The sequence below is a fragment of the Psychrobacter pygoscelis genome, from assembly GCF_004335015.1.
Taxonomy (GTDB): Bacteria; Pseudomonadota; Gammaproteobacteria; order Pseudomonadales; family Moraxellaceae; genus Psychrobacter; species Psychrobacter pygoscelis.
In genome coordinates this window covers 347,660-373,603 of record NZ_RQRU01000001.1, presented here as the reverse complement: position 1 = coordinate 373,603, position 25,944 = coordinate 347,660, and the positions used below count along the sequence as shown (strand labels likewise).

Below are 25,944 nucleotides of genomic sequence, written 5' to 3'. Positions count from 1 at the left end.
TTTAAAAATGGTGTGACATTACTCGCGTTCTAAATAGTGTTTAGGATAACAGTATTTATCACATAATTATTAAGGTTTTAACTTCTGAATGCAGTGGCTAAAGTTATGGACTGTCCGTCCTGAAAGTGATTATTTTTTGCTTGCGAGTCAAGGCGTTTATCATACAGATGCTCACCTTGTCGCAAATCATAGACTGGATGCCTATTATTGGATGGCTGAGCAATTACGCAAAAAGGTAGCTGCTCCCAAAGGTGTAAATTTACCAGTTTGGGCGTGGTATCGGGCATATGGCTTAAAACGAATTAAGCCTGATTTGCGTAAAAAGGGTCACCTAGAGCATGGTGAGCGTGGGGTAAGAATAGAGTTTGATGTCCCTGACGACTTAGTTTTATTGAGTAGCTTTGATAGCTGGTACGCTGTATTAAATAATCACTGTCTAGCGTTAAGTGATTCAGAGTATGATTATTATAAAAAATTAGAACAGACTTGCTCGAAGAATAGTTTTGAAAAAATCAAGCGTGACAGTTGGCTAAAAATATTTGATTTAAACTTGCTAGCAGACCCAGATAGCTACGAAGTACAAGCAGTTTTATGGAAATTAAAAAGCGAGTGGGTAAGAAAAGTAGATTTTTTTATTGCCCGCTAATGACAAACGCCTCTTGCTATCTTATTTGGGTTAATTTCCTTTTTCAATGTTCTTTGAGCTATTGAAAAGTAAAGGTTTGGCTGTGCGGTAAAGTTCGCCAAGGGATAGCTGACCAATCCTCAAATTGAATAAACTTAAGTATAAACCTTAGATAGTATGGGTTCAGTACTCAAGCGTCAAAAGTTTATTTATGATAGGAGCCAAGCAGACGCTCATAAAATAAAAGGATGGCATGTTACGTCATGACCATCCCTTAATTTTTTATAAAAATAAATAAATAGAAGCTTGCCTACTTCAATACTTTAAGACCAGCTGTATTTTCGCGCTTAGGCTTCGCTTTTTGCGCTTCTAGTTTTGTGCTGCTCGATGATTTCTCATCAGTAGGCGGCGTATAGTTATCATATTCACTAGGATCAAAGAACATCCCTTGCGAGTTCTCCTTGGCATAGATGCCCATTACTGCCTGCATAGGGACCCAGATATCACGTGAGACACCACCAAATCTAGCACTGAAATTGATGTAATCATTGTCCATTGTCATGTTGCCCGTTGCGCGGCTAGCGATATTGAGGACAATGCGGCCGTCTTGGATATATTCAGTGGGTACTTGAACATTGTCAGCAGTGGTATCGACCATTAGATATGGTGTCAAATAATTGTCTTCAATCCACTGATAAATCGCGCGAACCATGTAAGGACGAGTGGGGGTGACATTAAGGTCAGAATCAGTCATAAAGCTACTCCAATTTAAATAAAGCTGTTCTTATAAATGAGATCAAAACGATAAAACCCTAATGGTAATATTATTCAAACGGGATTTGGATGGCGTTTAGGTAAGTTTTGAAGGCCAGTCGCTGATGGTGGTCTATGGTTACGCCACCTTCGCTACTCCCCTTACTTAAGACCTGAATTAGGCTACTTTACACTGGCTTTAAAACTACCACGCTCAAAGAGGCGTTTTTGATATTCAAGCAAGGGGCGACTAATAGCGGCAGGCAAATGAACCCCCATCTCATCCAATCGCCATAATAGGGGAGCCAGCAGCGCATCGCACCACCCGAACTCATCGGCCATAAAGTAGGGCTTATGTGCGAATAGAGGTGAGATCGTAATCAAGGAGTCAGCAAGCTGTTTTTTTGCGCGTGCGCCTTCTGTTTTGTCGAAGCTATCGGGGTGGAGCAACAGCTTTCGCCCCAAAGCCAGCCAATCATTTTGAATGCGCCAAGCTAGCTGGCGAATAATAGCCCGCTCTTGTGGTGTCTCTGGGAGTAGCTTGTGCGCATGATAGCGCTCTTCAAGATATTCAAAGATAACGTTAATTTCATAGAGGGCAATATCACGCTGCTGTAAGACGGGGAGCGTATGATAAGGGTTAAGCTCGGTCAAATCCTCGGGCCGCTCAGAGTGCAGGCGTGAGTGATAATAGGCCAGCTGCTTCTCTTCGAGCAGCAAGCGCACCACATGACTGTCATAGCCATCATCAGCATATAAGATCAGCTGACTATTGGGAATATCATTTGCATCTATCATGTCGGACTATCATCTACTTATAAGACTGCCATCGTAAACAATGTACCCTTTTTTATCAAGATAAACGTTATCACGATAGGTAGTCAATCGTGAAGAGGGTTACCATTAAAATCACTATCAAGATAGCGTTGACATAAAAGTCTCACCCATAAAAAAGAGCAACACCAAAGTGCTGCTCCTTTATATATAGTAGCCTGCTGACAGTCAGACTTATTTAACGTCTTTCCAGAATTCCTTGTTAAGTAGATAGACTGGAATCAGTAATACAAGTAAGAACAGTAAGACAAAAGCGCCGATCACTTTACGGTCATGGCGAACAGGCTCGCCCATCCACGCCATAAAGTTCACAAGATCACCAACTTGGTTCTCAAACTCTTCTTTACTAAGCGTCTGCTGCATATTATGTAGTACATGCGGCATGGCAGCATTTGGTAATACTAGGTTGTTTGCACCCCAAGGTCGGCTAGGGTCTTCGTAGAAAGAGAGTAGGTAGGTATATACCCAATCATCGCCACGAAGACGGGTCTCTAGCGATAGATCTGGTGGCGCTGCACCGAACCAAGCCGCCTGAACGTCAGGATCAATCTCAGCGGTGATATGATCACCGATTTGATCTGAGGTCACAAGTAAATACTTCTCGACCAGCTCAGGTGGTATCTCTAAGTCTTTAGCAATCCGTGAGTGACGCACATACTTTGCAGTATGACAGCCGACACAGTAGTTCATAAAGATCTTAGCACCATTTTGTAGTGAGCCCTTGTTGGTAAAGTCTACCGGCGCTTCACTACAGGCTAAATGCTCTTCTACACCGTCTGCGTTAGTGAAAGTACCACAGCCATGACCACCTGCTGCTGAAGCACTCGTCGCTGCCAAGGTCAATGCTGCGCCTAAGCTAAGTCCAGCTAAGGATTTGGTTAGCATATTCATTAGTGACCTCCAGTAACACGATCAGGTGGCTGTTTACACTTCTCAATTGCAGTGTAAATTGGCATGAGTAAGAAGAACAAGAAATACAAGATGGTGCAGATTCGCGCCATGATAGTGGCTGTTGGCGTTGCTGGTGTCGCACCTAAGTAACCGAGTATTAAGAAGCTAATAGCAAAGATAGTGAGAGCAATCTTCGATAGCATACCTTTATAGCGGATAGAGCGAACCGGTGAGCGATCTAACCATGGAAGTAAGAATAGTACCGCAATAGCGCCGCCCATAGCGATAACACCACCAAGCTTATTAGGAACCGCACGCAAAATAGCGTAGAAAGGTGTGTAGTACCATACTGGCGCAATGTGTGCTGGTGTTTTCAGAGCATTCGCAGCTTCAAAGTTTGGTGGCTCCAAGAAGTAACCGCCGCCTTCAGGGAAGAAGAATACGACTGCAAAGAAGCAAATGAAGAAGACCACGATACCAATCATGTCATGCACGGTATAGTATGGGTGGAAAGCCACACCATCTAAAGGCACACCATTTTTGTCTTTAAGCTTCTTAATGTCGATACCATCAGGGTTATTTGACCCAACATGATGCAGTGCAACCATGTGCATGAACACCAGACCCACTAACACTAGGGGAATCGCAACGACGTGCAGAGCAAAGAAGCGGTTTAGGGTAATACCAGAGATTAGGTAATCACCACGGACCCATTCCGCTAGGCCATCACCAATCACAGGAATCGCTGCGGGTAGGTTCAAGATAACCTGAGCACCCCAGAACGACATGTTACCCCATGGTAGTAGATAACCAAAGAAGCCTTCGGCCATTAGACATAGGTAGATACCCATACCGATCAGCCAGATAAGCTCACGAGGTTTTTGATAAGAGCCATAAAGTAAAGCTCTAAACATATGAAGATAAACGACGACAAAGAACGCAGACGCGCCCGTTGAGTGCATATAGCGAATGAGCCAACCGCCTTTTACATCACGCATGATGTATTCGACAGAAGCAAAGGCCCCTTCAGCACTTGGGTTATACATCATGGTTAGCCAGATGCCGGTGACTAGCTGGTTAACCAATACCACCATCGACAACACACCAAAAAAATACCAAAAATTGAAGTTTTTTGGTGCATAGTATTTTGACATGTGGTATTCGTAGGTTTCAGTCGCGGGAAAGCGCGCATCCACCCAGTGCATCATTTTTTTGCCAATACTCATGATTAAGCCTCCCCGACCGTCAAGATAGTGCCATCCACGCTATACTCTGGGATGGGTAAATTTAGCGGTGCAGGCACCCCTTTGAAGACTCGACCTGACAGATCGTACTTAGAACCATGGCATGGGCAGAAAAATCCACCAAACCAATCATTACCGCCAAGGTCAGCAGCGCCGACTTCTGGACGATAATTTGGTGCACAACCAAGATGCGTACACACGCCTTCTACCACTAGGACAGTAGGCTCGAGTGAACGGGTTTGGTTGGTACAGTACTCAGGTTGAACTGAGGCGCTAGAATCTGGATCAGATAACAAAGGTGTGACTTTATCAAGATTCGCTAGCATCTCTTCGGTTCGTTTTACCACGTAGATAGGCTTACCACGGTACTTGACGACGATCATCTGGCCATCTTCGATAGAACCAATATCTTGCGTCACCGCTGCACCAGCCGCTTCGGCTTTGGCGCTGGGATACCATGAACGAACAAAAGGTGTAGCCACTGCAGCGACCCCTGCCGCACCAATCGCGGCTGTCGAGGCAATAAGAACTCTTCGGCGTTTTACATTAACGCCTTCGGCATGGCTCATTAAAACTTCCTCCAGGTGAATGAAATGGGATTATCCCACACTGGGTTTGTGGTTGTGGGGAGCATGAATGTTGCACCTGAACCACTTTAGCTGTGCCTAATTTTGCTAATTGTTACTATTCTAAGCTATTTTCGTCATAAAATAAATTCTTAGCAGCAAAATAACGCAAACCCTTGAGTAAAAAATTTGCTTGTGATTACCTGCTTTTACGGCAGATTTTGATTGACATCATAACAAATTTTCTATCAAATCCTTATACAACTTAAGGAATTTTTTTATTTTATGCGTAACAATGTGAGAAAAAAATAAAAATCACACAAATTAGCAGATGATTAGCGCGACTTTGAAGTCACAAATTTTAGTAAAGTAGTAGATGGCAATAACTTATACATCAATTGATACATCGGTAAATTAATACATGGGTCTCAGTCTAGATAGGCCTGACACATAAAGGGCAACTTATTATAAGCTGCCCTTTTATCAGGTCGGTTATTTATGACTACATAGCACTGATCTTAATCGGTCAGTAAAGTTCAGGTAGTTAACAAAGTAATAAGCCTGTTGATGGTGATCTAGTGTCGATGCAAAATCCGGCTTATAATCTTTAATTATTCTAACAGCTCCCAGCGCTCGAGCTTGGCCATCAGCTCATCGTCAATCTCAGCTAGCCGTTCGCTGGCTTTGGTAGCTGCCTCCAGATCTTCGGTAAACCACGAGCCATCAGCTAACTTGTCTTGTAGCTGGGCTTGCTCCTCTTCTAGCTTCTTAATCTCTTTGGGAAGGGCGTCAAGCTCACGCTGTTCATGATAGCTTAGCTTTTTTTTGCTCGTGGGGATAGTAGTACTATTCGTTGACGATGAGGATTTTTCGTTTTTATCCGATTTTTTGCTTTTAGGCGCGGCGGGAGTAGATTTTTCAGCACGCTGCTTTTGTATCAAGTAGTCTTGATACCCGCCAACAAACTCTTTGACCACGCCATTACCCTTTTCATCTTTATCAAAGACCCAAGTAGAAGTGACGACATTGTCCATAAAGGCGCGGTCATGACTAATAAGTAGGATAGTACCGTTAAAGCTAGCTACCGACTCTTCAAGTAGCTCAAGCGTCGCCATGTCTAAGTCATTGGTCGGCTCATCGAGTACTAGAATATTAGCAGGCTTTAGCAGTTGCTTAGCAAGTAACACACGGTTTCGCTCGCCACCAGATAGGGCTTTTACAGGCGTTCGCGCGCGCTCAGGAGCGAACAAGAAGTCTTGAAGATAGCTCATGATATGGGTCTTGCGGCCACCCACTTCGACATAGTCAGAACCTTCAGAGACATTTTGTGCCACGCTGGCTTCTAGATCGAGCTGATCACGCAGCTGATCAAAAAAGGCGATATTTAAGTTAGTACCTAAACTGACGCTACCTGACTGAATGACCTCATCGTCAGAACGATCCAAAATGGCTTTGATTAAAGTGGTCTTACCAACACCATTAGGTCCAATAATACCAATTTTATCACCGCGCACGATAGTGGTGCTAAAGCCATCCACTAAGACATGACCATCATACTCAAGATGTAGATTTTTGACCTTGCAGACCAGCTTACCGCTTTTGTCACTATCGGTCATGGTAATATTGACATTACCCACTTGTTCACGCCGCGCTTTACGCTCTTCGCGCAGCTGCTTTAGCTCACGGACGCGGCCTTCATTACGGGTTCGACGAGCTTTAATACCTTGACGAATCCACACCTCTTCTTGAGCAAGTTTTTTATCAAAGTTAGCGTTGTTTTTTTCTTCTGCAAGCAGTTGCTGCTCTTTTAGCTCTTGGTAGCGAGCATAGCCCTTGGCGCCTTGAGTTACGTCATAGCTTGAGAGCTTGCCACGGTCAAGCTCAATGATTCGAGTGGCGAGCTTATCGACAAAAGCACGGTCATGGGTGACAAATAATAAAGTAAGACCTTGCCAATCTTTTAAGAATTGCTCAAGCCATTCAATACTAGCGACATCTAAATGGTTAGTCGGCTCATCAAGTAGCAATAGATCTGGTTTAGTCACTAGCGCGCGAGCTAGCAGAACGCGGCGTTTTCGGCCACCAGAGAGGGCAGAGAGGTCATCCTCAGGATTGAGCCCCATATTGGTCAGTAGCGTCGTCGCTTCGCGCTCAAGGTCCCAGCCATGAACGGCATCAATATCGTGCTGCAAGTTGGCCATCATCTCGCAGGCGTCCATATCACCGTTAGCGCAAGCATCGACTTGCAGGTTGTAGTCCTTTAGCAATTGGGCCGTCCGCGGGCTGCCACCCATGACGATGTCTAAGATTCGACCTTCAGTCTCAGGCACATCCTGCTCTAGCATCGCGATGCGCGCGCTACTATTAATAATAACCTCACCACTGTCAGGCTGAATTGAGCCATTAATTAGCTTAAATAGGGTCGATTTACCCTCTCCATTACGGCCAATCAAGCACACACGCTCACCTTCATCAATGCTTAAATCAATGCCATCTAAGATAGGGGCGACGCCAAAGGCTAAATGAATATTTTTTAAATGTACTAGTGCCATAACTAATTTGTCTTACTTAAGGTTAAAATTGTTCAGATTATAGCATGCTATTAGGTTATATTAGCGAGTTAGCGCTATCACTAATCGATTAATTAAGGAAGGATACTATGGCCAAAGATTTGCAACAGCAGGTCACTGACTTACAGATTATGACCGCGTATTTAGAAGACACCATAGAGCGTCTAGATAAGGTTATTGCCAGTCAAGATAAGCAGTTACAGGATATGCAGCGTCAGTTGGAGTTGCTGTATGCCAATATTGAGGGTAAAAGTGAGCAGGGCGCTATTGCTCCGTTTGACTTATTAGCAGATAGACCTCCGCATTATTAAGGTGTTGTTAACTAAGCTGAGGGCCGATATGTGAAATATGGCTTTATTTTATAGTAATAAAGATGCTCTATAAATAACTGGTACGCCCTCTGCCATAATGCGTCCTTAGCCATGGTATTAAGAGGTATACCAAAGACTTACATAGATTAAACATAGTTTCACTTCTATTAAGTCTGTATTAATATGTTGTATTTAAGTGTAATATTCATTACTATATAGTACTACTATCTAGGGCAAGATTGCTTAACTGTATCATTCGATCAGTTGGCATTTGTATTTAACAATTTGGACGTTGGAGCCACACATGATTCGCACCTTTTCCCTTAAGTCTTTAGCTGTTGCTATTACCTCTCTTTCTGTTGCTAGTGTCGCTAATGCTGCCGCTCTCGACCGCTCTGGTCAAGACATCACTGCCTTTTTACAAGACGGTCTCTATGCTGAAGCCAGCTATACCTATATTGATGCTGATGTCACAGGTTATGACAATGCCGAGCTACGCATTAAAGATGAAAAAGGTAATAGTATTTTAGATAAATACAATCAAGGTAATCAAATCAGTGATATTGCTGAGTCTTATGACATGGCGCGCTATGGCGTAAAAGCTGATGTGAACGATGTCATCAGTGTCGGTATATTGTATGATGAGCCGTTTGGTGCTGCTGCTGAATATACAGGTAATAATAACTTTGTATCAGGAAATGGCGATGATTTAATTAATACATTGTCTGGTGGTCGATTGACCTCTATGGTTGAGGCCCAAGGTGCTATTCAGCAATATTTGCAAGGAGCTGAGAAGTTAGGTGCTGCTGCAAAAGATGCTGCGACAGCCGCAGCGGTTGCACAACAATCTGGGGATTTAGCACAAGCAAAAGCGCTAGGGGATCAAGCTAAAGCATTAAAAGCTCAGGCTGAAGGGCTAGTAGAGAAAGCTAAGCCAATAATCAGTGCTAATGCAATTGCTAGTGGTGTAGCTGCTTCTACTGGCGAAGCCACTAAAGTAGAAGTACGTACGGAAAACATCACAGGACTTGTGGGCGTTAAGTTGGGAGATAACTTCCAAGTTTATGGCGGTCCAGCTATTCAGCGTTTACGAGGTGATGTGGCACTGCGTGGCCCAGCTTACCTAACTTCTGCTGGCTATGACGCTCATATCTCACCAAGTGAAGGCTATGGTTGGGTTGCTGGTGCTGCGTTTTCAAAGCCTGAAATCGCGTTAAAAGCGGCGTTGACCTATCGCTCTGAGATCGACCATGAAAATAATATCGATGAAGTAATGCCTTCAGTGGGTTATCTACCAGAGAATTATCAAGCGGCTATTGCTGCCAATGCTCAAAAGAATGGTCAAGGTAGGATTGATATTACCACGCCTGAATCATTTAACTTCGATTTCCAAACAGGTATTAACCCAACAACATTGGCTACTGCCAAAGTACGTTATGTGCCTTGGAGTGATTTTTCGCTTATCCCACCTGTATATAATGCATCATCGAAAGTTAGTTACCCAGAAGGTCTGCCACTAGTTAGTTATGATAAAGATCAGTGGCAGGTAGAGTTAGGTCTGGCCAAGCGTTTAACCCCTGCATTAGCAGTATCAGGTGCTATAGGTTGGGACAGTGGCGCTGGTAACCCTGTAACCTCTCTAGGTCCAATCGAAGGTTATTACAGCGTAGGCGCTGGTGCGAAATTCAATATTGATAAAAACTGGGCTATCTCAGCCGGTGGTAAGTACCTAATGTTTGGCGATGCCAAAGGTATGATCCCTAATAAGAAAGTCGTCAGTAACTTTGAAGATAATGATGGCTACGCTTTAGGTGTGAAGTTATCTTATCAAGATAAATAAGCAGCTCTTAACTTAAGTAACTTTAAGTCAAAATAAATAAGTAACTTTATATCGAAAATAAAAAAGCAGCCGCAATGGCTGTTTTTTTATGCCCGTTAAAATGGTAATGAGATTCCATTGCTAAGTTAGAACAATTTAACTATTATAATAAAATGAGTTACGTTAAGTCATATTACGGTAAGACATGAGTTTGTTATTAGTAGAGTAATGGACATTACTACTTTAGTCTCTTTGTCTTGTAATTGATAAATTAACGTAGTTCAAATAGTAGCTATGGAAGGTGCTATTTATTTAATCATGGAGGATGTTTAATGTTAAAAGTCTTTACCCCATCTCGCCTTACCTGTGCGATCGCCACAATATCTTTAACCTCTTTAGCAAGCGCAGCTGGCCTCGACCGCTCTGGTCAACCTAGTGATGAGTTTAGTAATAGTGGGACGTTAGCCTACATTAGTGCCTATCATATCAGCCCAGATATTTCAGGGGTCGAAGAAAATGGTAAGGTCATTAAGTCTGTGGCAGACGACTATGAAGGCTACGGCTATGGTGCCAAAACAGACGTTAATGATAAATTTAGTGTCGGCGTTTTTTACGATCAGCCTTTTGGTGCTGATGTCTATTTTGAAGGCAATAACTCACTAGTTAGCACCACGTCTGATAGTGTCAAAGCCACTGAAGCGCGTGTATCCAGTGATAACTTTACCGGTCTGCTCGGTGTCAACTTAGGCGAGAATAATAATTTTAAAATCTATGGCGGCCCTGTCTTACAAAAGGTTGAAGGGAGATTGACTGTCCATGGTGATCGGGCAGTCATTAGCGCATTGGATAACTATGATTTAAGAATTGCCAAAAGTACTGACTATGGCTATATGGTAGGTGCTGCCTATTTAAAACCTGAAATTGGTCTTAAAGCTGCGGTTACTTATCGCTCTGCAATCGAGCACGATATTAACTATTCTGAAGCCATGCCTTTGGTAGCGAAATATGGTTTGCCTACTAACCAGGCCAAAGTAAAAACTCTTGAAATGCCACAATCGGTCAATATTGACTTTCAGACGGGACTTAATCCTACCACGCTACTAACGGCAAAAGCGCGCTGGGTGCCGTGGGGTGATTTTGCCATCATTCCCCCTTTATTAGATAGTAATGTTAAAAAGCTAGTCAAAGAAACTAAAAAGATCGATATTGATCGTGCGCCAGTTTTGGCTTATACAGATGATTCATACATGTTAGAGTTAGGATTAGGCAAGCGTCTGACACCAGCATTCGCAGTATCTGGCTCTATAGGATGGGATAGTGGTGCTGGTAATCCTGTCTCACCACTTGGACCTACTGAAGGCTTCTATAGTGTTGGACTTGGGGCAAAGTATAACGTTACGCCAAATTGGGCAGTGTCTGCCGGTGCAAAATACTTGATGTTAGGTGATGCTAAAGGCCAGCTTTCTGCTACTAAAAGAAATCTCGGAACGTTTGAAGATAATGACGCTTATTTAGTTGGCGTTAAGCTGTCTTACCAAGCTAAGTAACGCGTACACAGTGATCTTAGCTATCCTGAAGGTTGATTGACAACCAGTCATTAGCGACCAGAACAATAAAGCAGCCATTACGGCTGCTTTATTCGTTTAATAGTTAAGAAAATATCGATTCGGATGGGTATGGTGAGTTAAGCTTTGTTTGTCTGTTTTAAAAGCCGCTATCCGTTGTAAGGATGATAAAAAGAATAACGATAGAAAGACTGACGGACATTTTGTAGGATTAAATGCGCTTTGTACTAAGAAGGCAAAACAATACTTCTAGTGTAGGAGGCTATAGTAAGGAGGCGAGACTTGAGCTTGTATGGTTTGATGCCAAGATTGCTGCTGGGTTATGTTAGAACCGGCAGTAACTAGGGCTTCTACGACGATAGCAATGATAAGTCAGCTACAATATTATTGAGCAAAACGTTCTAAATTCATTATTGGTACAACTAAAAACCTTGCTATTCATAGTGAGGTTTTTTTATGAATAATGTACTGGCTAAACGGTATAGCCAGCCTTAAAGCAAAAAATAATATATCTAAAAACAGCCTTTTAACGCTCTTTCCTATAGTAAAATTTATGGAAGTCGCTTAGGATACTCGCACAAGCATTGATGCTTATGTTGTTTTGGTAATATTGACCATGAAAAAGTGTTTTAGTCTGAGTTTATTGTCACTAGCAGTGGGGTTGGCGCTATTAACGTCTTCCTATTCAGCTATTGCGGCCTCGTCGGAAACGCCCGCTAATCCGGATCAGGCTTCTGAAATACTACAACGTAGAGGACAATCCTTACTCACTGACAGTATTATTCCGGTAGCTACTGCGAGTAATCCAACAGTGGTCGAACAGCCAGATCCTAAGCAAAAAACAGCTACCGAACGCTTGCAAGCTGCGCCTACAGCAAACTATGACGTTGCAAAGCTGATAGCAAATCCAGATGCCTTTAGCGAATCTTTAAGTAAGGCGGTTAGCAAAAAAGATGTGGCAGCAATCAAAGCGTTATTGCCACAATATAAGCTACTTGAGACCAGAGACTTACTACTAATCAAAGTGGCTGAAGCTATAGTGCTGCGTGATGAAAAGCAATATAAGCCAGCAATCGCTGCCTATGGGGATATATTGCTCGAGGACCCGGACAACCATGCTATACGTTTGGATTTGGCACTAGCATTGCAGGCGGATAAACAGTATTTAGCAGCTGAAGATCAGCTGCGCTTATTATTAGCAGCGGATATACCTAAAGTGCTTAAATCAAGAGCTGAGAAAGCCTTAACACAAATTGCCAAAACTGAGGATTGGCGCTTTAATGTATCTATTCGAAACGATAATGATAGTAATATTAATGGCGCGCCGCCCGCCTATATCCAAAATCAGTTTGGTAGAAATATTGAGAAAAAATCGGGAAATGGTGTTCGGCTGACTGGCAGCGCTAATAAGCGTATTAACCTACCAAAAAACTACTATGCGGTGCTAGGGGCTAATGCTTCATTAAAAGCATATTGGGATGCCAGTGATTATAACGATTATCTTTTTACGGCTTTAGTAGGCGCGGGTTATGATGACGCTAAACACGACCTATCCATCTCCCCCTTTATGACTAAGCGTATATTTAATGAAGCAACTTACAGCTCACGAACTGGGGTCAATGTAAGAGGATCGAAGTGGATAACCTCAAAGGTTAAACTGACAGCTAGCAGTAGCTTCTCAAATGAGACTTTCGAAAATGATACTAATAATAGACGTGAGACTAACGGTCAGTCTATTGGTCTCAACGCCTATTATTCTAAAGATTCAAAACAATACTTCGTTGGTGGCCTGAGTACTTATCGCAATGAAGTGGCTAAATCGGTCACTAGCAGTTATGACCGTGACTTGTTCAATATTGGCTGGAATCGGCGCTGGGATAAAGGGATATCGACATTGGCAAGCGTCGGCTATAATATCAAGAATTATGATAAGAATATTGGCGCGTCCAAGCGTTATTTTGAGTCCTTGGGCGCAGAATATGGCGCACAAAGAACGGACAAGACCACCTCGTTGCGCCTTCAAGTATCAAAGCAGGGTCTGACTTGGTATGGGCTTGAGCCTCGGCTGCTCTTAGACTACAGTAAAACCTCCAGTAACTTTGCTTACTATGATGACCGAAAAGAGAGGTCAGCAACACTATTGTTATCCAAAAGATTTTAAACTGCACCTCACTATAAATAAAAAACCTCGCTAACTGTGTCAGTTAGCGAGGTTGTGCTTTGAAGAGCAAGTTAACAGCTAAAAAGTGAGTTATCTATTTTAGGTTAAGCTCCATCTCTTCAAATTTAGCTTTAACAGTATCGCGTGGACCACCAGTAGCGATACTAACCACAAAGATAGTGATGGTGCTTAGTACGAAGCCAGGAATGATAGCGTAGAGCCAATCATTGAGCGGCGTATCGCCAACACTCATACCACCGTATATCCAAACGATGACTGTCAGTGCGCCTACGATCATGCCTGCAAGAGCGCCGTTACGGTTCATGCCTCGCCACATTAGACTGATAATGACCAGTGGACCAAATGCAGCACCAAATCCTGCCCAAGCGTTAGACACTAAAGATAGTACAGAGCTGTTAGGATCTGAGGCTAAGAATATAGCAACCACTGCGACCAGAACTACTGAGATACGGCCGACTAATACTTGACGAGATTCAGAGGCTTCTTTATCAAAAAATAGCTTATACACATCGCGGGTCAGCGAGCTTGATACGACCAGTAGCTGAGAAGATATGGTACTCATAATGGCCGCTAAAATAGCTGCTAATAAGAAGCCTGACACTAATGGATGGAATAAAAACTGGGTAAAGACTAAGAAAATCGTCTCAGGATCATCCAGAGTCATCGCCGTTTTCTGAACATAGGCGCGGCCTGCAAAGCCCGTCATTAACGCCCCAATTAAGCTGACGATCATCCAGCTCATACCAATATTACGGGCAGTCGGTACATCTTTAACCGAGCGGATCGCCATAAAGCGGACGATAATGTGTGGTTGACCAAAGTAACCTAACCCCCACGCCATTAACGATAGAATACCCAAAAAGGACATACCACTAAAGACGTTTAGCATTTGTGGATCAATGTTACGAATGGCATTGGTAGTCGTATCGATACCACCAAGATCAGTAAACGCCACGACAGGTACAATGATCATAGCAAAAAGCATGATGATGCCTTGCACAAAGTCAGTCGTAGAGACCGCTAAGAAGCCGCCAAACAGAGTATAAGCGACGACAACGCCTGCCGTAACCCAAAGTCCAGTGCTATAAGACATACCAAGAGCGCTATCAAACAGTTTACCGCCACCTGCCAAACTGGCTGCCGTATAAACAGTAAAAAATATAATGATAACAATGGCTGAGATGACTCTTAGCAAATGTGACTTATCTTCAAAGCGATTGGCAAAGTAGTCTGGTAAGGTGATGGCATTGTCAGCAACTTCGGTATAGACGCGAAGGCGAGGGGCAACGATAAGATAGTTGGCAAAAGCACCTAATGTTAGACCAAGGGCGATCCAAATACTGACCACACCCGAGGCGTACATATAGCCTGGTAGCCCCAGCAATAGCCAACCTGACATATCAGAGGCCCCTGCGGATAAGGCTGCAACGCCAGGGCTGAGGTTACGACCACCTAGCATGTAACCTTCTGAATCGTTTGCTGATTTGAAATAGGCCCAAACGCCTATCGCTATCATTAATAAAAAATATAAGGCAAGTGAGATTAACACGCCCGTAGAAATTCCATTCATAAAATATCCTTAACCAACATATTGGTTTCTAAAGATTAAAAAACCATTATGTTCTAATAAGCATAATGGCTTGATTTAAATTCTCATATTGTCCAAACGAGCGGCTAGTCTATAAATGACTGAAGTTACTATCATTAACTAGTGATAAGCTTGGGACTGTCAATACTAGTGTTAGGGATGAATGACTTATGTTTTAGTTGGCATCAACCTCAGGTGTTAGTAACGTCAATTATTTATCCTAGATTGTTACGCGATTAATATGGTTCAACTTAAAATACCAGTCATGCACGTATGGCACTAGGTACTGCTGATTAAAATTCAGCTAAGCGATAACCACGCAACCGCACTCGTAGGAAAAGCAATAGATGTGTAAAAGACGATTTTAAGCGTCTAATTTATTAGCCTTACTCTATCGTCTTAAAAGACTATGACAGAATTATTAGACAAAATATCCTAAGCTAAAATAACAATCTATTACTAAAACAGCGTCGTATTATAACGTAAGGTTAATATGATTGCTAACGTATGTAAATGATTATCATTTACCAAGATAATTGCTGAGAATTCTGCTAAGAGTCCTTAACCATGATTTCTGACTTAACTATAGCGGTCAGCTAACTTGCAGTTAATCGGTTAATCAATAGGGGCGAGCATATCAAGTAAGGCATCTACACTGGCTGAGCGGGTTAAGCTTGGATTGATAACGACCCCCAGGTAGCGTTGCAGCTCGATATTATTGGCCATATCTATTTGAGTGAGCTCTTGATTTATCAATGTCTGCGGCAGCACAGACCAGCCAAGACCGACTGAGATGAGCATGCGAATAGACTCTAGAGGATTGGTGCTCATAGTGGCATAAGGTTTTAGATTGTGTTTGGCAAACTCTGCTAAGGTAATCTGACTGGTAAAGGTATTGGCTGAAGGCAAGATAGCGGGATAATGCGCTAACTGCTCAAGTGTTACATTTGATTTCTTTGCCAGCGGCGATAGTGTACCAGTCATAAAGTACAACGGATCTGACCATAAGGTATGGTAGGTCAAGCGTTTATCGTATACGGGAGGCAGGGTCAAAAAAGCTAAAGACACATCACCATCTAGCACCGCTTTATGAGCGGCTTCTGAGTCCACAAAGTGAACTTCTAGCTGTACGGCAGGATACGTCTGGATAAAGTGCTTAAGCACTGGGGGCAGATGATGTAAGCCGATATGGTGGCTGGTGCCAATGACCAGCTTGCCTGAGACCGTCTGATGAGAATTTTGTAGATTGATCTTGAAATTCTCGTAATCATCAAGCCATTTTTTGGCGTGTGGAAGCATGTCATTGGCTGCTTGGGTCGCGACAATACCACGGCCAACAGTATCAAATAACGTAATATTGAATTCTTCTTCAAGATTTTTAATACGTTTACTAACAGCGGGCTGCGTAATAAACAGCTTCTCGGCAGCACTTGAAATGCTACCTGTCTGCATAACCGTAACAAATGTCGTCAAATTGGTCGTATTCACATTTGATCCTTTTGCTGAAATGATAATTATATGCCGTTCAAAATTCACTAATTCAGAATTTTGAAGGGTATAAGAGAGATAGGCGTGTTAAGAATAACCAGCTATCTAATAACATAAAGCTATTAAATTAGTCTGTTAAATCAAGGCTATAGTAGGGAGCAGAGGTGGAGAGTTCTTAGAGCAGTGATTAACGCTAATCATCTCAATTGGTTTGTTTCGCTATTATAACCAATTGTTGAACAGTATATTCGTTAAAAGACAGAATTAAAAGTTGTTAAACTAATAAAAATCATCAATTATTATTATAGAATTAGACTGGTATAATCATAGAAATACTAAGGAAGTAGCGCTTAATGCGAATGTTATGAAGTCTAAGGCATCAGCAGTTGATGGACGACTTGATAGCTGACTGCCGTGGTTTACTGACCCTCGAAGTTTATAGTAATACACGTCAATTGACTTTATAATCTAGCGCTAACTTTCATTTGGTTTTTATTCACCGCTCACCTAAGTCTCGCCAATGCTTGTAGTGTCATCATAGAGCAGCGATAGTCTCAAGTTTATTCATAACGTATTGATATCTATCCTCACTCTTCACTTGAATATTCATCAAGTGGCGCGCTGCAATCATAGCTATTCGAAAGAAAAGGACAGTAATTATGGCAGGTCAAACCTTATACGACAAACTTTGGAACTCGCATGTGGTCAGTCAGCGTGACGATGGCTCATGCTTGATATATATTGACCGGCATCTATTACACGAAGTCACTAGCCCTCAAGCTTTTGCCGGATTGGAGCTTGCTAATAGAGCCCCTTGGCGACTGTCAGCCAATATTGCGACACCAGACCACAACGTTCCGACCGTCAAAAAAGAGCGTAGCAAAGGGGTGATAGGGATTAAAGACGAAATATCTCGCTTGCAAGTACTTACTTTGGACGAGAACTGCGCTAAATTCGATATCGCAGAGTTTACAATTAATGATGGTCGCCAAGGTATCGTCCACGTGGTGGGTCCTGAGCAAGGGCTGGTACTGCCAGGTATGACAGTAGTCTGCGGAGACTCACATACCGCCACACATGGCGCGCTCGGCTGTCTGGCTCATGGTATTGGCACATCAGAGGTAGAGCACGTATTAGCGACCCAGTGTTTGGTACAGCAAAAATCCAAAAATATGCAGATCCGTGTCAATGGTCAACTCGGTGAGGGCGTAACTGCCAAAGATGTGGTGATGGCTATCATTGCCAAGATTGGCACTGCAGGTGGTACAGGCTATGCGATTGAGTTTGCCGGTCAGGTCTTTGAAGAGATGAGTATGGAGGGTCGAATGACCGTCTGTAACATGGCGATTGAGGCTGGCGCGCGCGTCGGTATGATCGCTGTGGATCAAACGACCATCGACTATGTCAAAGACCGACCTTATGCCCCAAAAGGTGAGCAGTGGGAGCAGGCCGTCGCTTATTGGCGTACGCTATATTCTGATGATGATGCCGTCTTTGATGCGGTGATAGAGATTGATGGTAGTCAGATTGCCCCACAAGTCTCTTGGGGGACATCGCCTGAGATGGTAGTTGATGTGACGGATAGAGTGCCAACTCCGCAAATGGCTCAGGATGAGACGCAGCAAGAAGGTTGGTTGCGCGCTTATGAGTATATGGGACTACAAGCAGGTCAACCGGTCACAGATATTAAGCTTGATCGCGTGTTCATTGGCTCATGTACCAATTCACGAATTGAAGATTTACGCTCAGCGGCTGCTGTCATTAAAGGCCGAAAAGTCGCCGATACGGTCAAAGAGGCTATCGTCGTTGCAGGCTCAGGTCAAGTCAAACAGCAAGCTGAAGCAGAAGGCTTAGATAAGCTATTTATTGAGGCGGGTTTTGAGTGGCGTGAGCCTGGCTGCTCAATGTGTCTCGCGATGAATGCCGACAAGCTAGAACCCAAAGAGCACTGTGCTTCGACCTCTAACCGTAACTTTGAAGGTCGTCAGGGCAATGGCGGCCGGACGCATTTGGTAAGTCCTGCAATGGCAGCAGCAGCGGCATTGGCCGGTCACTTCGTCGACGTTCGCGAGTTTTAAGGACCTAGCAAGAAGTGATATTGCGCTTATTTGTCCAAGTCACTTCGATAAACACGTTACCTTGATAACCAAGGTAAATGAGTTTAATAAGTAACTAAGCTTAATTAAGTAGTCATTGCTAGTACTAATGGATATATTGATAGATAAGAAGTTAAGGAAGTTTTATGCAAGCTTATAACGTTCAAACTGGCATTGTATGCCCTCTTGATCGCTCAAATGTCGATACCGACCAGATTATTCCCAAGCAATTTTTGAAGTCGATTCAGCGAACAGGTTTTGGTGTCAATCTTTTTGATGAGTGGCGCTATCTAGATGAAGGTTTCCCTGGTCAGGATGCCAGCAAGCGTCCTGTTAATCCAGATTTTGTGCTCAATCAGCCGCGTTATCAAGGCGCCACGATATTGCTCACGCGCAAAAACTTTGGCTGTGGCTCGAGCCGCGAGCATGCCCCTTGGGCGCTGTCTGAATACGGCTTTCGTACCGTTATTGCGCCAAGTTTTGCAGATATTTTTTATAATAACTGCTCCAAAAATGGCATGTTGCCGATAGTTTTGGCAGAAGATATTATCGATAAGCTATTCGCTGAGGTTGAAGCTAATATCGGCTATGAGCTAACGGCAGATCTTGAGCGTCAAGTGGTTATTACCCCTGATGGTACTCAATATCCCTTTGAGGTCGATGAGTTTCGTAAGCATTGCCTATTAAATGGCTTGGATGATATCGGTCTAACGCTTCAGCAGAGCGATGCTATTAAAGCCTATGAGGCTAAAATGCAGCGTCAGACGCCTTGGATATTTAATGACGTAAAGGCTTAGCGGGCCATCATAATTTGACGGCCTAGACAAGGTAATTCGTGGTCGTCAATTACTTTAATATTCTAGATTGAGATGTCTAAGATAACTATATAGAATAAATAAAAGTTTCTAATAGCGATAAGATGTCTTATGAATAGAATAACAATGAGCATTATAAGTAAGTCAGCCTCAAGGATGATGGCTATTACAGTTACGGTCGGGGTATTGGCTGGCTGCCAACTTTTGACAGGCTATCAAACCATCGACAGACCTGACGCACCCAGGCCTCCTGTTAGAGCTATAAAGCAACTACCAGGAGAGTTTACAATTGCCTGCGAAGGGGCCTATCATTGCGAGATTACCAAGGTTGATAACAATCTACTAATCGATTCAGAAAGTCATAATCCAATTCCTGGCGCTAAAGTAGTCGCGGTAGATCAACGCTCTTCTGGGCCAGATGATGGAGATAAGGTGGCCTCTAGCGAGCAGGCGCTACTATTGCCCAATAAGTTAGACGGGCTAGTGAATTATTACGCGCGCGTGACACTCGGTAATCATGAAGTCCATGTCAACTTTTATCCTGAAAATAACGATGAATATAAAGAGCGTTTTGCGCTAATTCATGAGTTTAAGGAGACTGGTGACTACCGTCTGCGCGCTTATAGAGCGGTCAATAATGAGCAGTCAGACAGCTTATTAGACAGTGCTTCGCCAGATCCCTTGTGTGTAGAGCTGCTACGTAACAGTCAGTCCGTACGTAGGTTCTGCAAGCTACCTATAGGTTCTCGGCAGAATGAATTTGTCGAGGTTACTGGTATCGCCAAAGGGGCTGAGACCCAAGCTTTATTATACTCTGATGAGCTAATCAGTGACGAAGAAAGTGACTTTGACCTAGAGAGCGATATAGGCAAGGAACCAATCGAGAGGCCACAAATTAATAATGCAGTTGGGGCTGAGCGAGTTTAAAGACTGACTCTAAGCGCAAGTCAATACAAGACTGGTATGGTGATTTGTTGCACCATCGTGATCCTAAGTTCAATGACTTAGGTCAATAATATTAACTTTTACTACAAATAGAGACTCCTATGGCGACCATATTAACTTTGGCTGGTGACGGTATCGGCCCAGAAATTATGACTCAAGCAATTAATGTGCTTAAAGCAGTAGATCGAAAGTTTGAACTAAATCTTATATTAGATGAAGGCCTCATTGGCGGCGCGGCTATTGATAGTACTGGCGAGCCACTCCCTGAGGCGACATTAAAGCAAGCTCGTGCTGCTGATGCTGTGTTATTAGGGGCTGTGGGTGGTCCTAAGTGGGACAGTATTGAGCGTAGTATTCGTCCAGAGCGCGGTCTATTAAAGATCCGTAGTGAGCTTGGGTTATTCGCCAATCTACGAGTGGCTAAGCTCTACTCGCAGCTGGCCAATGCCTCCAGTATTAAGTCTGAGATTATCTCAGGACTTGACTTGTTGATCGTCCGTGAACTGACGGGGGGGATTTACTTTGGTGAACCGCGCGGCATTCGAGTGCTAGATAATGGTGAGCAACAAGGCTATAACACCATGGTCTATAGTACTAGTGAGATTGAGCGTATCGGTAAAGTGGCCTTTGAGCTGGCGCAAACGCGAGCCAATGCTTTAGGACGGCCTGCCAAGGTATGCTCAGTTGATAAAGCCAATGTACTAGAGGTCACTGAGCTTTGGAAGCAGACCATGACGCAGCTTCAGCAAGACAAATATAGCGATGTTGCGTTGTCCCACATGTATGCAGACAATGCTTGTATGCAACTGATCAAAAACCCTAAACAGTTTGATGTGATGGTCACCGGTAATATGTTTGGTGATATCTTGTCTGATGAGGCAGCCATGCTAACGGGTTCTATTGGTATGCTGCCCTCAGCCAGTCTTGATGAGTCTGGAAAAGGGATGTATGAGCCATGCCATGGGTCAGCGCCAGATATTGCCGGTCAAGATATTGCCAACCCACTAGCGACTATCTTGTCAGTGGCTATGATGCTTCGATATACCTTCAAGCAAGAAGCTGCCGCAGCGGCTATTGAGCAGGCCGTGAGCGAGGTGTTAGATGATGGTCTGCGCACAGTGGATATATTGGACCCAAGTGACAGCGCACTCAAAAAGGTTGGTTGTCAACAGATGGGGGAGGCAGTATTAGCAAAACTTGCCTGAGACACTAATTTATACATAAAAATGTACTAGTGTCGCCTTGAGGAGCAAAGTACCTCTGATGAGGTATCAGCTGGACACAATAAAATCACTGCGTGGCATTATTATGTGAAGTCGTTTTCGTGAGCGTGAGGGGAGTAAGCTAGATTTAAGCCAGAGTTAGCTGCAATTAACTTAGACGTTTGCTCCCCTACGAGCGACAGATCTAACCCTAGTTAGCTCTGTCCCGTCTTGCAAAGCTAGCCTAATTTTAGAGGGCTTTTTAGAGATTAGTATAACTATAAAACTTGCACCATCGACAACTGATTTACTTAACATTGAGGAATATCTTTGTGATAAATTTTCGAACGATAAAAGTAAGCGCGATAACTGTGGCTTTAGCCTTAGTACTAGCACCCTCGGTTAACGCAGCCACAACCGTCAGTCAAAAGTTCAGCGGCGATGATGAGATCAGCGAGACACTAAACAGAGTATTACCTAGAATCCCCTATTCAACAGATTCGCTAAGCGACACGGCTAAAAAAGTGAACAGTAGCCAATGGCAGTCGGGCGACAAAACCAATCAAAAACTAAATCAAATTATCGGTGCTAAGGTTCAAGCCTTGTTGAATTGGCACCATCACGGTGTCGGTCCTGTAGATGGCAAATGGGGCAAAAACACTCGAAAGGCCATGCAAGCGTTTCAAAAAGCGAATGGACTACCAATCACAGACCGCTTGAATCAAGAGACTTGGCAGGCACTAACCAAGGATAAAGCGCTAGCCAACCAGCCCGTATTGGTCAACTATGTGCTAAAGGATGATGACCTCAATATCCATACCACGACGATCCCTAGCAGTACTGAGGCCAAAGGTGAGCTTGAAGGTATGTACTACGAGAGTGTCATAGAGGCCTTGGGCGAAAAGTTCCACATGGATACGGGCTATTTAAAGTCGCTGAACCCCAAAGCATCGTTTAAGGCGGGAGAGACCATAACTGTTTACAACCCTGGCATGCCAAATACGACAGCTGTCAGTAGAGTGGTCGCTGATAAAAACACTCAGACGCTATATGCCTATGACGCTGATGATAATATGGTTGCCAGTTATCCCACCACGGTAGGCAGCACTTCAACCCCGTCGCCATCAGGCAGTCATAGTGTCAAAGTCAAGGTTCACGAGCCGAATTATACTTACTCTCATGATGATGGCAGTCAGACCATCATTCCGCCAGGGCCTAACAATCCTGTAGGATTGGTCTGGATTGGCCTGACTAAGCCAACCTATGGTATCCACGGCTCTCCAGATCCTGAGCGTATCAGTCGTCAGGCTTCATCTGGCTGCGTACGCTTGACCAATTGGGATGCTTTGGCACTTTATGGGACGATCAATAAAGATGCCACCGTTGAATTTAAATAAGGTCTGCGACTTACCTTAAATTTGCTACTAGGTGGCTGGGGAAAATTTATTTGGCTTCAGTATCTGCTTCAATGACGTTAGCCGCTTTGTGGCTTTACGGTTAGCCAATAATTTTTACCAGTCGCTATGTTCAGTTTCTTGTTTAATGTGTCGTCTCATAGCCGGTTTTGTGATTGGCTGACCGCTTAAGTCTCGTAAACGATAATAACTAGAAAGTATTAGACAATAAAAAACACCGCTATTTTGCGGTGTTTTTTCGTACTGACTAGCGCTTACACTCTGCGCTTAAGTATGGTCCAGAATCTAATATGAACTCTATAAATTCAGTACAATTAAAGCTTGCGTCAATAAATCGGAGTCAGCACAGTGCTAGATCTGGATTAAGCCTTACCACGATAGGTAATTCGGCCTTTGGTAAGGTCATAAGGCGTCATCTCAACCTTAACCTTATCGCCTGTCAAAATACGGATATAGTGCTTGCGCATTTTGCCTGAGATATGGGCAATGATTTCATGTCCGTTTTCTAAACGCACTTTAAATAAAGTATTTGGAAGGGTGTCGATGACTTCGCCTTCAAATTCAATAATGTCGTCTTTTTTTGCCATAATTGCTGTCAATTAATAAAAATAAGCCCATATTATACGTAAGTTGGCGAATAAACGCAATATCTCTACTAAGGTGAAAGCCAATAATGGTATAAGATTTGATTTTAGATACGTTATCTTGAGATTATTAGGCTAACAAGCTTAAGGGTTAATTCTTTAGGGTTAATTAGTCAGGCAAATTGAGCCATATCGGTGTCAGTGGTAAGTGCGGTAATAACTGCTGAAATTCAGGGCGATAGTAAGCGTTAATAAAATAAAGACCATCCCCAGACGCCGTAGGTGGGGCGATAGTCCGATCTTTCTTAGCCATAATGACGTTAAAATCATCAGGCGCAAGCTCACCCTTACCGATGGCAAATAAGGTCCCCATTAAATTACGCACCATATGGTGCAAAAAGCCATCAGCTTGAATATCAAAGACGATAAAGGCGCCATGGGCAAATAGCCGAGCATGGCTGACATGGCGAACTGGCTGATTAGACTGGCAGGCAGCGGCGCGAAAACTACTAAAATCGTGAGTGCCTTCGATGAACTGGGCAGCTTCCTGCATACTTGCTAAATCTAATGGCTCATAAATATGAGTGACTTGATGGTTTAAGATGGCGGGACGCAGCTCTTGATTGAGAGTGACGTAACGATAACGTCGAGCAATCGCGCCAAAGCGAGCGTGAAAGTCGCTGGGCATAGGGGTAAGCCAGCGTAGGGCAATATCATCAGGCAATAGGCTATTGATCCCGCGAAGCCAGTTGCGCACGGGGCGATAGGCCTGAGTGGTGAAATGGGCGATCATATTGCTAGCATGGACCCCCGCATCAGTGCGGCCAGCAGCGACCACTTCAACGGTCTCATTAGCGACCTTGCTAATAGCATCCTCTAGCACGGCTTGGACACCGACCACTTCTTTTTGCCGCTGCCAACCGCGGTAGTTGCTTCCCAAAAACTCGATGCCTATGGCTAGCGTATGCAGGGTTACAGGTTCAGAGGTAGTCGGCGTAGCAAGCGACTGGATTGCAGGGTTTGCACTACTATCTGTCATCAAGTCGGAAGGGGATAAACTGTGATCGAATAAAGTACTGGATGAGGTCATAAAATCAACTGTGCTAATAAAGATGGATTAAACTTTTACAGGCATGAACTATAGTGATGGTTGCGGAGAGCTTTTATTGACCATAGTGACCAATAATAAACCCAAGCGCTGTATCTGCAGCTTACTTCATGCTTGTTTATAGACAAAGCCTTTAGCTATCAGCTAGAGGCGAGACTGTGGTGGTAATAACTCAGCTTCTGACCGGATTGGTCTGCTTCACAGTATTACTCCATCGCTGGCGACGTCTAGCTGGCGTATCAAAGCGGAGATGCAGCCATAATAGCCGGGCATAAATAGCGGGAAGGGTGAGGCGACCACCACTAATGACATGGTGATTATATTGCCAGCTGCCTGCCGCATAGTCATCGCCGACACCGCCAAAAGCACACTGGCTAGCGCTTATCACCATATGGCCTTGCTGATAAGCGCTGTCCAGTAGCTGCGCTATTTTACTTGAATAAGGCACATTACCTGCGCCAAAACCCATCAATATGATGCCGCTAGCAGGACGATTGATAATATCGCTTAGCTGTAGTGCAAGGACCTCACTATTATTCGGCATGCAATATATGGGGTAGATACTAATGGACTCGCTGCGCCTGATAATATCTTGCTGCATGGCAAGCTGATCATCGACCCAGTGGCGACGACGAGCTTCAGGCAGGCGCTTATCATAGCTATTAGCAGGGTACGCTGCACGGCGATGCCCTGTAAAGGCCATAAAGTCGTGGCTATGAAGCTTTTGGACCGTTTGCGCGGGCCAAGACTCTCCAGCAAAACATACCCGAACACCTGGCTCGCCATGACTGGCTAAGCCGATAGCTTCTATTAGATTATTCCACGCGTCTGATTGCGGGTCTATAACATACTCATCAATATAGTCAGCATTAAAGAGGGGGCGCATACTGCCCGTGAGCACGACACTAATATCACTACCAGCAAAGGCTTCGGCCAAGAAGCTACCCAGATAGCTGAGAGTATCCGTCCCTGTAATCAGTATAAAGCGGCGCTCACCACCAGCGTATGCGCTAAGTATCAGCTGATAAAAATGAGCAAGATCTGCTGGTGTTAGTTGACTACTGTCTTTGATTAAGGGATTGGGTAGCCAAGCAATATTATCTAAATTCTGCTTGGCTAAATGCTGCTGGAGCACGGGCAAAAACGCTTCAGCTTTGATAGGGCTTAATGGCTTGCCGTGACAGCCAAATGTACCGCCGGCATAAATAAGTTGGGTGCTGTCCACTTGACTTGTCAATAGTGTGGTAGATTTGGAAGAGACTTGCGATGATTGCATCATATAAGGCAGCTTTACGATAGATTAGATAATAAGGGCTTAGCAAGAATCATAACATTAATATAAA

21 protein-coding genes are annotated in these 25,944 nt (G+C 43.8%); 10 read left to right on the top strand and 11 right to left on the bottom strand.

Annotated elements, in window-relative coordinates; translation table 11 throughout:
- Positions 1-88 precede the first annotated feature (88 nt).
- The gene (locus tag EGV92_RS01540) at positions 89-646 is read left to right on the top strand and encodes a DUF3841 domain-containing protein (RefSeq protein WP_131667453.1); all 558 of its coding nucleotides are present in this window, start codon (positions 89-91) and stop codon (positions 644-646) included.
- Positions 647-935: 289 nt separating this feature from the next.
- Here EGV92_RS01540 and EGV92_RS01535 read toward each other — a convergent pair whose 3' ends face one another.
- The 6 genes from EGV92_RS01535 to EGV92_RS01510 form a co-directional block, all read right to left on the bottom strand.
- On the bottom strand, positions 936-1,379 hold the full coding sequence (locus tag EGV92_RS01535; protein ID WP_131667452.1) for a ClpXP protease specificity-enhancing factor: 444 nt from the start codon (positions 1,377-1,379) through the stop codon (positions 936-938).
- A 182-nt stretch (positions 1,380-1,561) separates the two neighbouring features.
- Positions 1,562-2,176 carry a glutathione S-transferase N-terminal domain-containing protein gene (locus EGV92_RS01530; RefSeq protein WP_131667451.1) on the bottom strand — a complete coding sequence of 205 codons (615 nt, stop codon included), beginning with the start codon at positions 2,174-2,176 and terminating at the stop codon, positions 1,562-1,564.
- Between the two features lie 210 nt (positions 2,177-2,386).
- Positions 2,387-3,103 (bottom strand): cytochrome c1, encoded by a 717-nt coding sequence (locus EGV92_RS01525; protein WP_131667450.1) that lies wholly within the window; start codon positions 3,101-3,103, stop codon positions 2,387-2,389.
- Positions 3,103-4,308, bottom strand: coding sequence for a cytochrome b (locus tag EGV92_RS01520; protein WP_207401737.1), 1,206 nt, complete (start codon positions 4,306-4,308; stop codon positions 3,103-3,105). Before EGV92_RS01520 ends, EGV92_RS01525 begins: the two co-directional genes overlap by 1 nt.
- Positions 4,309-4,331: 23 nt before the next feature.
- Positions 4,332-4,916, bottom strand: a complete 585-nt coding sequence (gene petA, locus EGV92_RS01515) for a ubiquinol-cytochrome c reductase iron-sulfur subunit (protein ID WP_131667448.1) — start codon at positions 4,914-4,916, stop codon at positions 4,332-4,334.
- Between the two features lie 608 nt (positions 4,917-5,524).
- Entirely contained in the window at positions 5,525-7,465 is a 1,941-nt protein-coding gene (locus EGV92_RS01510) for an ATP-binding cassette domain-containing protein (protein ID WP_131667447.1), read from the bottom strand.
- 107 nt (positions 7,466-7,572) lie between these two features.
- Between EGV92_RS01510 and EGV92_RS01505 the strand changes: the two genes are divergently transcribed.
- The 4 genes from EGV92_RS01505 to EGV92_RS01490 all read left to right on the top strand — a co-directional run bounded on the left by EGV92_RS01505 (position 7,573) and on the right by EGV92_RS01490 (position 13,339).
- A complete protein-coding gene (locus EGV92_RS01505; RefSeq protein WP_131667446.1) occupies positions 7,573-7,794 on the top strand; it encodes a SlyX family protein in 222 nt (73 codons plus the stop codon).
- Positions 7,795-8,098: 304 nt separating this feature from the next.
- Positions 8,099-9,634, top strand: a complete 1,536-nt coding sequence (locus tag EGV92_RS01500; protein WP_131667445.1) for an OmpP1/FadL family transporter — start codon at positions 8,099-8,101, stop codon at positions 9,632-9,634.
- A gap of 311 nt (positions 9,635-9,945) precedes the next feature.
- Positions 9,946-11,160 (top strand): outer membrane beta-barrel protein, encoded by a 1,215-nt coding sequence (locus tag EGV92_RS01495; protein ID WP_131667444.1) that lies wholly within the window; start codon positions 9,946-9,948, stop codon positions 11,158-11,160.
- A gap of 634 nt (positions 11,161-11,794) precedes the next feature.
- The gene (locus EGV92_RS01490; protein WP_131667443.1) at positions 11,795-13,339 is read left to right on the top strand and encodes a surface lipoprotein assembly modifier; all 1,545 of its coding nucleotides are present in this window, start codon (positions 11,795-11,797) and stop codon (positions 13,337-13,339) included.
- Between the two features lie 94 nt (positions 13,340-13,433).
- Here EGV92_RS01490 and putP read toward each other — a convergent pair whose 3' ends face one another.
- Positions 13,434-14,930, bottom strand: a complete 1,497-nt coding sequence (gene putP / locus EGV92_RS01485) for a sodium/proline symporter PutP (RefSeq protein ID WP_131667442.1) — start codon at positions 14,928-14,930, stop codon at positions 13,434-13,436.
- A gap of 633 nt (positions 14,931-15,563) precedes the next feature.
- Positions 15,564-16,436 carry a LysR family transcriptional regulator gene (locus tag EGV92_RS01480; protein ID WP_131667441.1) on the bottom strand — a complete coding sequence of 291 codons (873 nt, stop codon included), beginning with the start codon at positions 16,434-16,436 and terminating at the stop codon, positions 15,564-15,566.
- A 659-nt stretch (positions 16,437-17,095) separates the two neighbouring features.
- Between EGV92_RS01480 and leuC the strand changes: the two genes are divergently transcribed.
- From leuC to EGV92_RS01455, 5 genes are all read left to right on the top strand, one after another.
- Positions 17,096-18,514 carry a 3-isopropylmalate dehydratase large subunit gene (leuC, locus tag EGV92_RS01475; protein WP_131667440.1) on the top strand — a complete coding sequence of 473 codons (1,419 nt, stop codon included), beginning with the start codon at positions 17,096-17,098 and terminating at the stop codon, positions 18,512-18,514.
- A gap of 164 nt (positions 18,515-18,678) precedes the next feature.
- Positions 18,679-19,329, top strand: a complete 651-nt coding sequence (gene leuD, locus EGV92_RS01470; RefSeq protein ID WP_131667439.1) for a 3-isopropylmalate dehydratase small subunit — start codon at positions 18,679-18,681, stop codon at positions 19,327-19,329.
- A gap of 144 nt (positions 19,330-19,473) precedes the next feature.
- Entirely contained in the window at positions 19,474-20,274 is an 801-nt protein-coding gene (locus EGV92_RS01465; RefSeq protein WP_131667438.1) for a hypothetical protein, read from the top strand.
- A 119-nt stretch (positions 20,275-20,393) separates the two neighbouring features.
- Entirely contained in the window at positions 20,394-21,497 is a 1,104-nt protein-coding gene (gene leuB / locus EGV92_RS01460) for a 3-isopropylmalate dehydrogenase (RefSeq protein WP_131667437.1), read from the top strand.
- A 329-nt stretch (positions 21,498-21,826) separates the two neighbouring features.
- Positions 21,827-22,891: a L,D-transpeptidase family protein gene (locus EGV92_RS01455; protein ID WP_242678559.1), complete on the top strand. Its 1,065-nt coding sequence runs from the start codon at positions 21,827-21,829 to the stop codon at positions 22,889-22,891.
- A gap of 380 nt (positions 22,892-23,271) precedes the next feature.
- Here EGV92_RS01455 and infA read toward each other — a convergent pair whose 3' ends face one another.
- The 3 genes from infA to EGV92_RS01440 all read right to left on the bottom strand — a co-directional run bounded on the left by infA (position 23,272) and on the right by EGV92_RS01440 (position 25,880).
- The gene (gene infA, locus EGV92_RS01450) at positions 23,272-23,496 is read right to left on the bottom strand and encodes a translation initiation factor IF-1 (RefSeq protein ID WP_131667435.1); all 225 of its coding nucleotides are present in this window, start codon (positions 23,494-23,496) and stop codon (positions 23,272-23,274) included.
- 166 nt (positions 23,497-23,662) lie between these two features.
- Entirely contained in the window at positions 23,663-24,583 is a 921-nt protein-coding gene (gene truA / locus EGV92_RS01445; protein ID WP_207401718.1) for a tRNA pseudouridine(38-40) synthase TruA, read from the bottom strand.
- Between the two features lie 190 nt (positions 24,584-24,773).
- Complete coding sequence (locus EGV92_RS01440) at positions 24,774-25,880, bottom strand: asparaginase (RefSeq protein ID WP_242678558.1); 1,107 nt, start codon at positions 25,878-25,880, stop codon at positions 24,774-24,776.
- Positions 25,881-25,944 lie beyond the last annotated feature (64 nt).